This window comes from Duffyella gerundensis (assembly GCF_001517405.1).
Taxonomy (GTDB): Bacteria; Pseudomonadota; Gammaproteobacteria; order Enterobacterales; family Enterobacteriaceae; genus Duffyella; species Duffyella gerundensis.
This window is the reverse complement of the sequence record NZ_LN907827.1, coordinates 839,230-851,872: the sequence shown is the minus strand read 5'-3', so window position 1 is coordinate 851,872 and position 12,643 is coordinate 839,230. Positions and strand designations below refer to the sequence as shown.

Genomic DNA, 12,643 nt, shown 5'->3' with positions numbered 1-12,643 from the left:
GCCATGACGGTGATCGACACGCTGGCCGCGTGGTGCGCGCGGCCACATCACTTCAGCGATCGTGCACGCCAGTTAGCGCGTGAAGCGATTGCCGATACCCTTGCCTGCCTGTATGCCGGGCGTCACGATTTTTCCAGCCGCGCGGTGCAACAGGCGTGGGCAAGCCAGGCCGCACAGCCTGCCGCCATTGTCGCGCTGCTCAACGGTACCGCCGCGCACGCCATCGATTATGATGATAATTTTACGCCGGGCATGAGCCATGCGTCTGCCGTGCTGGTGCCCGCGCTACTGGCGGTGGCGCTGGAGGATGACCGCGACGGCGAGGCGCTGGTGCAGGCGTATCTGATCGGCTTGCAGGCGCAGGCGTGGATTGGCGATGTGGTCTCGGCCAGTCATTACACCGCAGGCTGGCACGGCACCTCAACCGTGGGCTGCATCGGCACAGCGGCAGGCGTCGCCTGGTTAAAACAGCATGATCGGGCGGGCATTGCGCGAACGCTGAGTATTGCGGTCAGCCTCGCCAGCGGCGTGAAAGGCCAGTTTGGTACGCCGCTAAAGCCTTTTCATGCCGGTATGGCGGCGCGCAATGCGGTGGAAGCCGCACAGCTGGCGGCTACTGGCATGCACGGGCGGTTCGATATTATCGAAGGCGAACAGGGGTTTGCTGAGCTTTATGCCGGTCAGACATTCTCGCCAGCCATGCTGCATCACTGGTTGCAGCCGCAGCCGCACGTGATTGAGCAGGTTGGTGTCTTACCGAAAAAGCATCCCTGCTGCGGCTCTACCCATCGCGTGCTGGATGCGATTGCCGATCTGCAAGCCGTGCACGGGTTTCATGATGATCAGGTCGCGGCGGTGCATTGTAAGGTGGGTATCGCTAATCTGCGTAACCTCGCCTATCCCCTGCCTGCCGATGAGATGCAGGCGCGTTTCTCCATGCCCTATTGCGTGGCGACGCTGTTGGCTAACGGCGCGCTGAGCGTCAACGATTTTACTGCCGCCCGCGTCGCCATGGTCAGCGCGGATAAACTGAAGCGAATTACTATGGAGAGCTGGAGCGCGGTGGATGAAGCGGAAGGCGTCAATTTACCGCATTGCGTAACGGTAACCTTAAGCGATGGCCGTCACCTGTATGCTGAGCGGCTTAGCGCGGCAGGTGCGCTGGGTGATCCCTTTACCGAGGCCGTACGGCTGAAAAAGTTTATCGATTGCTGCAGCGAACTGCGCGATGCGCAGGTGATATGGCAACGGCTGGCAGCGCTGGAGCAGCAGCCCCAGCTGCGGTTTTTACGCAAAATGCTGGTATAAAAAAAGGGCCGCATTAGCGGCCCTTGTTACAACGAAATAGCGATCAGACTGCGGTCTGGAAGATCACATTGTCTGCTTTATCAGTGTACTGCGACAGCTGATCAAAGTTCAGATAGCGATAGGTATCAACCGCGGTTTTATCCACCTGCGCCATGAACTGTTGATATTCGTCCGGCGTAGGCAATTTACCCAGCAGTGAAGCGACCGCCGCCAGCTCCGCCGAGGCGAGGAAGACGTTGGCACCATTACCGAGACGGTTCGGGAAGTTACGCGTAGAGGTAGAAACTACCGTAGCGCCATCCGCGACTCGCGCCTGGTTCCCCATGCAGAGTGAACAGCCTGGGATCTCAATACGCGCACCGCTTTTACCAAAGACGCTGTAGTAGCCCTCTTCAGTCAGCTGCGCGGCATCCATTTTAGTCGGCGGCGCAACCCACAGACGGGTTGGCAGCTGGCCTTTGTGGCTGTCGAGCAGTTTGCCGGCGGCGCGGAAGTGGCCGATGTTGGTCATGCAGGAGCCGATAAAGACTTCATCGATTTTCTCACCCTGCACATCCGACAGCAGACGCGCGTCGTCCGGATCGTTTGGTGCGCACAGAATAGGCTCTTTGATCTCCGACAGATCGATATCGATCACCGCGGCATAATCAGCATCTGCATCGCCTTCCAGCAACTGCGGATCGGCCAGCCATTTCTCCATGCCCTGAATACGGCGCTCCAGCGTACGGCGATCGCCGTAACCTTCGGAGATCATCCACTTCAGCAGCACAATGTTGGAGTTGAGGTATTCGATAATCGGATCTTTGCCCAGCTTGATGGTACAGCCCGCCGCCGAACGCTCTGCCGACGCATCGGAAAGCTCAAACGCCTGCTCTACTTTCAGATCTGGCAGACCTTCAATCTCAAGAATGCGGCCAGAGAAGATGTTTTTCTTACCTTTCTTCTCAACGGTCAGCAGACCCTGCTTAATGGCATAGAGTGGGATCGCATGCACCAAATCGCGCAGCGTGATGCCCGGCTCCATTTTACCTTTGAAGCGAACCAGCACAGATTCCGGCATATCCAGCGGCATAACGCCGGTTGCCGCGGCAAACGCCACCAGTCCAGAACCGGCCGGGAAAGAGATGCCGATTGGGAAACGTGTGTGTGAATCACCACCGGTACCAACGGTATCCGGCAGCAGCATACGGTTCAGCCAGCTGTGGATAATGCCGTCGCCTGGACGCAGCGAGACACCGCCGCGGTTCATGATGAAGTCTGGCAGCGTGTGGTGCGTGGTGACATCCACCGGCTTTGGATAGGCCGCGGTATGGCAGAAAGACTGCATCACCAGATCGGCTGAGAAGCCAAGGCAGGCGAGATCTTTCAGCTCATCGCGGGTCATCGGCCCGGTGGTATCCTGCGAGCCGACCGAGGTCATTTTAGGCTCGCAATACTGACCTGGACGGATGCCATCAACGCCACAGGCGCGGCCAACCATTTTCTGCGCCAGCGAGAAGCCACGGCTGCTGGCCACCACGTCTTTCGCCTGCACAAACACATCACTGTGCGGCAGGTTCAGCGCTTCACGCGCACGGGTTGTCAGACCACGGCCAATGATCAGTGGAATACGGCCGCCAGCACGGACTTCATCAAGCAACACATCGGTTTTCAGCGTAAAGCTGGCCAGCAGTTCACCCGTTTCATGGTGCAACACTTCCCCTTTGTAAGGGTAAATATCGATCACGTCGCCGGTGTTCAGGTTATCCACGTCCACTTCGATCGGCAGTGCGCCTGCATCTTCCATCGTATTGAAGAAGATCGGTGCAATTTTACCGCCGAGTACCACGCCGCCGCCTTTTTTGTTCGGCACGTTAGGGATGTCGTCGCCCATAAACCAGAGCACCGAGTTAGTGGCTGATTTACGTGAAGAACCGGTACCGACAACGTCGCCAACATAAGCCAGCGGGAACCCTTTCGCCTGCAGCGCCGCGATCTGTTTGATCGGGCCAACGTTGCCTGGCTCATCCGGCTCAATGCCTTCGCGTGCGTTTTTCAGCATCGCCAGGGCATGCAGTGGAATATCAGGGCGTGACCAGGCATCCGGTGCAGGAGAGAGATCGTCGGTGTTGGTTTCGCCGGTGACTTTGAAAACGGTAACGGTGAGTTTTTCGGCCAATTTAGGACGCGAAAGGAACCACTCTGCCTCGGCCCAGGATTTCATGACCTGCTGCGCGTAGCTGTTACCCGCTTTCGCTTTCTCTTCGACATCGAAGAAGTTGTCAAACATCAGCAGCGTGTGGGAAAGGGCCTTCGCCGCGCCAGGTGCTAATGCAGCATCATCCAGCGCGTCGATCAGCGGATGAATGTTATAACCGCCCTGCATGGTGCCCAGCAGCTCTACGGCTTTTTCAGGTGATACCAGAGGAGAGGTTGCTTCGCCTTTGGCGATCGCCGCCAGGAAACCCGCTTTTACATAGGCCGCTTCATCAACGCCTGGCGGAACACGATTGATCAATAGATCAGATAAGAATTCTTCTTCACCCGCTGGCGGGTTTTTCAGCAGTTCAACCAGCGCGGCCATTTGGGATGCATCTAACGGTTTAGGAACAATTCCCTGGGCTGCACGCTCGGCAACGTGCTTACGGTATTCTTCTAGCACGACGTTCTCCTCGCTCTCATTGTAAAAGGCTTCCCGGTCACCTGATTCACCACGATGTGATTGATCCTTGTAGGGTAAGGTGCCCGGTTTCGCGTCGGCCAGCATAGCAGCATTTCGCCTGTTTGTTAATCCGTTTACAAAAAAGCAACATTTCCACCTCAAACCTAACCTGCTGATTTCATAGCAACAGCGCGTTGAAAAGCGCGCTCAGATGAAAAAAAATTATCTAACAGCACACTTTATTAAAATTTGCTGATGGTTAGGCGTGCACCGGGTGCTCCACACATTCGGTGATGAGAAAGATGCGTGTATCAATAACGTTATTTTTATTTTTTTAACTCAAACATAACAAAATAACGTTGCCTGCTATATCAGTTCTCTTTATTTAAGACCGTTCTTAATTGAATCACGCTATTTAATAAGAAATAAAAAACAAAGCAAAAAAAGCACACTTTAATTTAATTCCCTTTATCTCTTCCTATTGCAAGAAAATAGAGATGGGTTATTTTTAGCAATATAAACCCTGTCGCGCTGCCCTGTCCCGGAGAAAATATGAAAAGCAAAAAAGAGAGAAGCATTATTGAAAGCTACGATGGAATAAGTGATAAAAAAGATCGCTGTAATAATCCTGAGCAAGGGGAATTAGCCGTCGCAAAAAAAAGCGATATTCATGCCTCGCTGCAAAAGACGATTGAAATCATTGCGCCCTTAAATATGGATGTTTTAATTGAGGGAGAAACCGGCACGGGAAAAGATCGGATTGCGCGCCAGCTTTATCAACTTTCCGGTCGAACCGGTGATTTTGTTCCGGTGAACTGCGCAGCCATTCCTGACACGCTGGCCGAAAGCGAACTGTTTGGCGTTGTTTCCGGTGCCTTCACCGATGCTCGTACCGCACGGGCTGGTTATATTGAAGCGGCTAATCACGGCGTGCTGTTTCTCGATGAAATCGACAGCATGCCGTTAAACGTTCAGGCAAAGTTATTGCGCGTGCTGGAGACGCGTTCGGTTCACCGTTTGGGCAACACACGCTCGGTGATGCTTGATCTGCGCATCATCGCCTCTGCGCAGTGCAACCTGCAAACCCTGGTGGAACAGGGCCGCTTTCGCCGCGATCTCTTTTTTCGGCTCTCAACGCTGAAAATCGTGGTACCAGCGCTACGGGATCTGCCGGTCCATATTTTGCCGATGTTTGAACAATTTTGCCGCGAGGCAGCAGAGCGCCTCAACCTGCGCTTTCCACCGCGTGTGCCAGAGCTCGATTTACGCCTGTTAACACATCCCTGGTCCGGCAATATTCGCGAGCTCAAAGCGGCAGCTGAGCGTTATGTGTTGGGCATCGATCCGTTGCTACCTGAAGTCTCGCCCTTGCCCGCCTCACGATGCCAGCTAAAAAGTCGGCTAGAGGTAATTGAGAAAAACATGATTGCTGAATCTCTCAGACGCCATCGTTATAAGATTGAACCCGTTATTGATGAGCTGGGTATTCCTCGCCGTACTTTTTATAACCGAATAAAGAAGCTGGATATATCATTAAAAGATTGAATATTTATACAGGTTATCGTTTCAGTCTGAACCTACCGCTTCTTTTCCGCCACCGCAAATAATATGGAATCATTTTCATGGGAACGCCCACGCTTATTTTTTCGTGAAAAAAATGGCACATTAACTTTAGCTCCCGTGCCATTTATTTCATTAACAGACATACCGGTTTTAATAAAATCGATATAAATCATTGCGCTATCTTTCTGTACAACGTGGCATTGCTTTTGCAATGAAAAGGCACTTACTCAAGGAGATACCATGAATACTCAAGGAATAGCATTGAACGTCGCGCGTAATGATATCGACTGGAATCAGTTTCTGCCTTTGCATTATAAAAGGCTCATCGGCTTCATTAAAAAATATATTTCCAACCGGAACGATATTGATGATATTGCCCAGACCACCTGCCTCGAGGCGCTGCGCTCCTGGCCAAGCTATGCCGGGCAGTCACGACCGGAAACCTGGTTTTTTGGCATTGCCCTGAACATTATTCGTTCGTACTATCGGCAACACTATCGTCATCTGCGCGTTGAGCCACTCAGTGAGACGATTGAGCTCACCCTAAGCAGCGGTGACGATCCTTTTGTTAACACCCTTTGCCATCAGCAGATGCAGACCGCAATACGTTATCTGGAGAAGCAACCGGCGAACATCAGCGCCATGATGGAAATGATTATTGATGAGGGCTGCTACCAGGATATTGCGCTGGCACAGTCTATTCCGGTGGGCACGGTTCGTTCCCGCTTGTCACGTACGCGAGAGGCGCTGCGGCAGGCAATTAAATAAAAAACGGCTCCCGATGGGAGCCGCTTGATCAGCCTGAGCGAAGCGTTATTTCTTTTTCGCTTTAGCGTTTGGCAGATCGGTAATGCTGCCTTCAAAGATTTCAGCAGACAGACCAACAGACTCATGCAGCGTTGGGTGAGCATGAATGGTCAACGCGATATCTTCAGCGTCACAGCCCATTTCAATCGCCAGGCCAATTTCGCCCAGTAGCTCACCGCCGTTAGTACCGACAACGGCACCACCGATAACGCGATGGGTCTCTTTGTCAAAGATCAGCTTGGTCATGCCATCAGCACAGTCTGATGCAATAGCACGGCCCGATGCGGCCCACGGGAAGGTAGCGGTTTCGTAGCTGATGCCTTTCTCTTTGGCTTCTTTTTCGGTCAGACCCACCCAGGCAACTTCTGGCTCGGTATAGGCGATCGATGGAATGACTTTCGGATCGAAGTAATGTTTCTTACCGGAAATCACTTCAGCAGCGACGTGGCCTTCATGGACACCTTTGTGGGCCAGCATTGGCTGTCCAACGATGTCACCGATAGCATAGATGTGCGGCACGTTGGTGCGCATCTGCTTGTCGACGCGAATAAAGCCGCGATCGTCAACCTCAACGCCCGCTTTGCCCGCATCCAGACCTTTGCCATTTGGCACACGGCCGATAGCAACCAACACGGCATCATAACGCTGCGCTTCCGCCGGTGCCTTTTTACCTTCCATCGATACGTAAATGCCATCTTCTTTGGCTTCGACAGCGGTAACTTTGGTTTCCAGCATCAGGTTAAACTGTTTTTCGATGCGTTTGGTGAACACCTTAACCACATCTTTATCTGCGGCCGGGATCACCTGGTCGAACATCTCAACCACATCAATCTCTGAACCCAGCGCATAGTAAACGGTCGCCATTTCCAGGCCGATGATACCACCGCCCATGACCAGCATACGCTTAGGCACTTCCTTGAGTTCCAGCGCGGCGGTGGAATCCCATACGCGCGGGTCATCATGAGGAATAAACGGCAGCTGAATCGGACGAGAACCGGCAGCGATGATCGCGTTATCGAAGTTAATCGTGGTCGCGCCGTTTTCGCCTTCTACTACCAGCGTATTGGCACCGGTGAATTTGCCCAGACCGTTAACCACTTTGACTTTACGGCCTTTCGCCATGCCAGCCAGGCCACCGGTCAGCTGGTTGATGACTTTCTCTTTCCAGCTGCGGATTTTGTCGATATCAGTCTGCGGCTGACCAAACACCACGCCGTGTGCTTCGAGTGCTTTCGCTTCTTCGATAACTTTTGCTACGTGAAGCAGCGCTTTCGAAGGGATACAGCCTACGTTGAGACAGACGCCGCCCAGCGTGCTGTAACGTTCGACTAATACGGTCTCCAGACCTAAATCAGCGCAACGGAAGGCTGCAGAGTAACCTGCAGGACCAGCCCCAAGTACCACGACCTGAGTTTTAATCTCTGTACTCATCATGACCTCTTAGTTAACTTTCCGGCTATCCTCAACTGTGCCTGCCAGCATGGTCAGCGGTGCATCCCCTTGTTTGGCGAGCAGATAATCTATCGCTGCCTGAAGTGATACTGTCCGGCGGCTACGCCAGCGCACATGAGAATATTAAAATTTGTCCGGCACGTTTTCACCGCAAGAGTTTACAGAATTGTTAATGAACTGCAAACCGCTTGATACGAAACGCGTTCAACAACCTTGTCGACTATGAATATTGCAGTCGGCTATGAGAAGGCCGGCAAATTGCCGGCCTTTTTACTGTTACATCACCAGACGACGGATATCCGCCATGATGGTGGCGATGTATGCCGCGAAGCGGGCACCCGCCGCACCGTCGATGACGCGATGGTCAAACGACAGTGACAGTGGCAGCATCAGACGCGGTACAAACTCTTTACCGTTCCACACTGGCTTCATGGATGACTTAGAGACACCCAGGATAGCCACTTCAGGTGCGTTGACGATTGGCGTAAACGCCGTACCGCCAATGCCGCCGAGGCTGGAGATGGTGAAACAGCCGCCCTGCATATCCGATGCGGTCAGCTTGCCGTCACGCGCTTTTTTGGAGATCACTGACAGTTCGCGTGAAAGCTCGATAATGCCTTTCTTGTTCACATCCTTGAACACCGGCACAACCAGACCATTTGGCGTATCAACCGCAACGCCGATATTGATATATTTCTTCAGCGTCAGCTTCTGCGCATCTTCAGACAGTGAACTGTTAAAGCGTGGGAACTCTTCCAGCGCTTTAGCCACCGCCTTCATAATGAACACCAGCGGCGTGATTTTCACATCCAGCTTGCGCTTCTCGGCTTCAACGTTCTGCTGCTTACGGAAGTCTTCAACTTCGGTAATGTCCGCTTCGTCGTGCTGCGTAACGTGTGGGATCACCACCCAGTTACGGCTCAGGTTAGCACCAGAAATTTTCTGGATACGGCCCAGCTCGACTTCTTCGATTTCACCAAACTTGCTGAAGTCCACTTTCGGCCATGGCAGCATGCCCGGCAATCCACCGCCGGTTGCCGCGGCTGGTGCGGTTTCTGCGCGTTTAACCGCATCTTTGACATAAGACTGCACGTCTTCTTTCAGGATACGGCCTTTGCGGCCGGTGCCTTTGACTTTTGCCAGGTTTACGCCAAATTCACGGGCGATGCGGCGGATAACCGGCGTCGCGTGCACGTAGGCATCATTTTCAGCAAAGTCGTTTTTAGCATCGGCTTTCGGCGCAGCAGGTGCTGGCGCTGCTTTCTGCTCGGTTTTGGCCGGTGCAGCTTCTTCTTTCTTCGCTGCCGGAGCCGATGCGGCTGGCGCGGCGCCTTCCACTTCGAACACCATGATCAGCGAGCCGGTGCTGACTTTATCGCCGGTAGAGATTTTGATCTCTTTGACGGTGCCAGCAAACGGCGCAGGCACTTCCATTGAGGCTTTATCGCCCTCAACGGTAATCAGTGACTGTTCAGCAGCCACTTTGTCGCCGACTTTAACCATGATTTCCGTCACTTCGACTTCATCACCGCCAATGTCTGGTACTTCAACATCTTTCGCGCCGCTGGCAGCAGCCGGTGAAGCTGCCGCTTCTTCTTTCAGCTCAGGTTTCGGTGCGTCGGCAGGCGCGCTGCCTGCCGCTTCGAATACCATGATCAGTGAACCGGTGCTGACTTTATCGCCGGTAGAGATTTTAATCTCTTTCACCGTGCCCGCGAACGGTGCCGGAACTTCCATTGACGCTTTGTCACCTTCCACGGTGATCAGTGACTGCTCAGCTTCAACGCTGTCGCCCACTTTCACCAGGATTTCGGTCACTTCAACTTCATCAGAACCGATGTCCGGCACGTTGACGTCTTTGCTTTCTGCCGCAGCAGCTGGAGCCGCTTTCGCTTCTGATTTCGGTGCGTCTTCTGCCGGTGCTTTTTCAGCAGGCGCAGCTTCAGCTGCACCCTCTGCTTCAAAGATCATGATCAGCTTACCGGTTTCGACTTTGTCGCCAGCGGCTACTTTGATCTCTTTAACCACACCCGCCTGCGGCGAAGGCACTTCCATCGACGCTTTATCACCTTCAACGGTGATCAGCGACTGCTCAACGTCAACTTTGTCGCCAACTTTCACCAGAATTTCGGTGACTTCCACTTCATCTGCACCGATATCCGGTACGTTGATTTCGATAGCCATTACTTTCTTACCTCTTATGCCAGACGCGGGTTAACTTTATCTGCATCGATTTCGAATTTCTGGATCGCTTCCGCAACCACTTTCTTATCGATTTCACCGCGTTTAGCCAGTTCACCCAGTGCGGCAACCACAACATAAGTGGCATCCACTTCGAAGTGATGACGCAGATTTTCGCGGCTGTCTGAACGGCCATAGCCGTCAGTGCCCAGAACGCGATAATCGCTTGCTGGAATGTAGCTACGCACCTGCTCAGCGAACAGCTTCATGTAGTCGGTTGATGCCACAGCTGGCGCATCGTTCATCACCTGAGCGATGTAAGGCACGCGCGCTTCTTCCGTTGGATGCAGCATGTTCCAGCGCTCACAATCCTGGCCATCACGCGCCAGTTCGGTGAACGAGGTCACGCTGTAAACGTCAGAGCCGATACCGTAATCCTTCGCCAGAATCTCAGCGGCTTCGCGCACGTGGCGCAGGATTGAACCGGAGCCCAGCAGCTGGACTTTGCCTTTGCTGCCTTCAAGGGTTTCCAGCTTGTAGATACCTTTACGGATACCTTCTTCCGCACCCTGCGGCATCGCAGGCATGTGGTAGTTTTCGTTCAGCGTGGTGATGTAGTAGTAGATGTTTTCCTGCGCGTCACCGTACATACGCACCAGACCGTCATGCATGATCACGGCCACTTCATAGGCGTAAGCCGGGTCGTAAGAGATGCAGTTCGGGATGGTCAGCGACTGAATATGGCTGTGGCCATCTTCGTGTTGCAGACCTTCGCCGTTCAGGGTAGTACGACCTGAGGTACCGCCGACCAGGAAGCCGCGCGCCTGTTGGTCGCCCGCTGCCCAGCAGAGATCGCCGATACGCTGGAAGCCAAACATCGAGTAATAAATGTAGAAAGGAATCATCGGCAGGTTGTTGGTGCTGTAGGACGTTGCCGCCGCCAGCCAGGATGCGCCTGCACCCAGTTCGTTGATGCCTTCCTGCAGAATCTGGCCTTTCTCATCTTCTTTATAGTAAGCAACCTGCTCGCGATCCTGCGGCGTATATTGCTGACCGTTCGGGCTGTAAATACCGATCTGACGGAACAGACCTTCCATACCGAAAGTACGCGCTTCGTCAGCCAGAATTGGCACCAGACGATCTTTGATCGACTTGTTTTTCAGCATGACGTTAAGCGCACGCACGAAGGCGATGGTGGTGGAGATCTCTTTGTTCTGCTCTTCGAGCAGCGCACGGAACTCTTCCAGCGCAGGCATTTCCAGCTTCTCGCTGAAGGTCGCCTGACGTGTTGGCAGATAGCCGTTGAGCTTTTCACGCTGACCATGCAGATAAGTGTGCTCTTCAGAACCTTTCTCGAAGGTCACATACGGCAGGCTTTCGATGTTGGCATCTTCTACCGGCACGTTGAAACGATCGCGGATATAACGCACGCCATCCATGTTCATTTTCTTCACCTGGTGGGCAATGTTTTTGCCTTCCGCGGTGTCGCCCATACCGTAACCCTTGATGGTATGCGCCAGAATCAGAACCGGTTTGCCTTTGGTATCCTGTGCTTTTTTCAGCGCCGCGTAGATTTTCTTCGGATCGTGGCCGCCACGGTTCAGCGCCCAAATCTCATCGTCGCTCATATCCTTCACCAGCGCGGCGGTTTCAGGATATTTGCCAAAGAATTTTTCGCGCACGTAAGCGCCATCGCGGGATTTGAAGGTCTGATAATCGCCGTCAACGGTTTCATTCATCAGCTGAATCAGCTTGCCGCTGGTATCTTTACGCAGCAGTTCATCCCAACGACCGCCCCAGATAACCTTGATCACTTCCCAACCGGCACCGGCAAAAATGCCTTCCAGTTCGTTGATGATTTTGCCATTGCCGGTAACCGGGCCATCAAGGCGCTGCAGGTTACAGTTAATGATAAATACCAGGTTATCCAGCTTCTCACGCGTAGCAATGGTGATGGCGCCTTTTGATTCTGGCTCATCCATTTCGCCGTCGCCGAGGAAGGCGTACACGGTTTGCTGAGAAGTATCTTTCAGACCGCGATGCTCAAGGTATTTGAGGAACTTAGCCTGATAAATCGCGCTCAACGGACCGAGGCCCATTGACACGGTTGGGAACTGCCAGAAATCCGGCATCAGTTTTGGATGCGGATAAGAAGAGAGGCCTTTGCCGTGCACTTCCTGACGGAAGTTGTTCATCTGCTCTTCGGTCAGACGGCCTTCCAGGAAGGCGCGCGCATAGATGCCCGGAGAAATGTGGCCCTGGAAATAGACCAGATCGCCGCCATCTTTTTCGCTACGCGCACGGAAGAAGTGGTTAAAGCACACTTCATAAATCGTGGCGGAAGACTGGAAGGATGACATGTGGCCGCCCAGTTCCAGATCTTTCTTCGATGCACGCAGAACGGTCATGATGGCGTTCCAGCGGATAGCGGAACGGATACGACGTTCTAAAGTGGTGTTACCCGGGTAGTCCGGCTCATCTTCAACAGCAATGGAGTTAACGTAGTTGCTGATCGCGGTACCAGTACCAGCCGCAACCTTCACGCCGCCTTTACGAGCTTCACTCAGCACCTGATCAATCAGGAACTGTGCGCGTTCAACACCTTCTTCACGGATGACCGATTCGATCGCCTGCAGCCAGTCGCGGGTTTCGATCGGGTCCACGTCATTGTGTAAACGTTCTGACATGGGG

The 12,643-nt window shown here is 53.4% G+C and carries 8 protein-coding genes; 3 read left to right on the top strand and 5 right to left on the bottom strand.

Features of this window, described 5'->3' with window-relative positions; translation table 11 throughout:
* Positions 1-3: 3 nt before the first annotated feature.
* Entirely contained in the window at positions 4-1,308 is a 1,305-nt protein-coding gene (locus EM595_RS03775; protein WP_067428004.1) for an MmgE/PrpD family protein, read from the top strand.
* Between the two features lie 43 nt (positions 1,309-1,351).
* Here EM595_RS03775 and acnB read toward each other — a convergent pair whose 3' ends face one another.
* Positions 1,352-3,949: a bifunctional aconitate hydratase 2/2-methylisocitrate dehydratase gene (gene acnB, locus EM595_RS03770; protein ID WP_071852549.1), complete on the bottom strand. Its 2,598-nt coding sequence runs from the start codon at positions 3,947-3,949 to the stop codon at positions 1,352-1,354.
* Positions 3,950-4,501: 552 nt separating this feature from the next.
* Here acnB and EM595_RS03765 point away from each other — a divergent pair.
* Positions 4,502-5,494 carry a sigma 54-interacting transcriptional regulator gene (locus EM595_RS03765; protein ID WP_082691645.1) on the top strand — a complete coding sequence of 331 codons (993 nt, stop codon included), beginning with the start codon at positions 4,502-4,504 and terminating at the stop codon, positions 5,492-5,494.
* 32 nt (positions 5,495-5,526) lie between these two features.
* On the opposite strand, the gene EM595_RS21030 is transcribed toward EM595_RS03765, so the two are convergent.
* On the bottom strand, positions 5,527-5,685 hold the full coding sequence (locus tag EM595_RS21030; protein WP_157883843.1) for a hypothetical protein: 159 nt from the start codon (positions 5,683-5,685) through the stop codon (positions 5,527-5,529).
* 67 nt (positions 5,686-5,752) lie between these two features.
* On the opposite strand from EM595_RS21030, the gene EM595_RS03760 reads away from it, so the two are divergent.
* Positions 5,753-6,280, top strand: coding sequence for an RNA polymerase sigma factor (locus tag EM595_RS03760; RefSeq protein ID WP_071852480.1), 528 nt, complete (start codon positions 5,753-5,755; stop codon positions 6,278-6,280).
* A gap of 45 nt (positions 6,281-6,325) precedes the next feature.
* Here the strand turns inward: EM595_RS03760 and lpdA are convergent, their stop codons facing one another.
* The 3 genes from lpdA to aceE form a co-directional block, all read right to left on the bottom strand.
* Entirely contained in the window at positions 6,326-7,750 is a 1,425-nt protein-coding gene (gene lpdA, locus EM595_RS03755) for a dihydrolipoyl dehydrogenase (protein ID WP_067435126.1), read from the bottom strand.
* 297 nt (positions 7,751-8,047) lie between these two features.
* Positions 8,048-9,955 carry a pyruvate dehydrogenase complex dihydrolipoyllysine-residue acetyltransferase gene (aceF, locus tag EM595_RS03750; protein ID WP_067428000.1) on the bottom strand — a complete coding sequence of 636 codons (1,908 nt, stop codon included), beginning with the start codon at positions 9,953-9,955 and terminating at the stop codon, positions 8,048-8,050.
* A gap of 14 nt (positions 9,956-9,969) precedes the next feature.
* Positions 9,970-12,639 (bottom strand): pyruvate dehydrogenase (acetyl-transferring), homodimeric type, encoded by a 2,670-nt coding sequence (gene aceE, locus EM595_RS03745; protein WP_067427999.1) that lies wholly within the window; start codon positions 12,637-12,639, stop codon positions 9,970-9,972.
* Positions 12,640-12,643 lie beyond the last annotated feature (4 nt).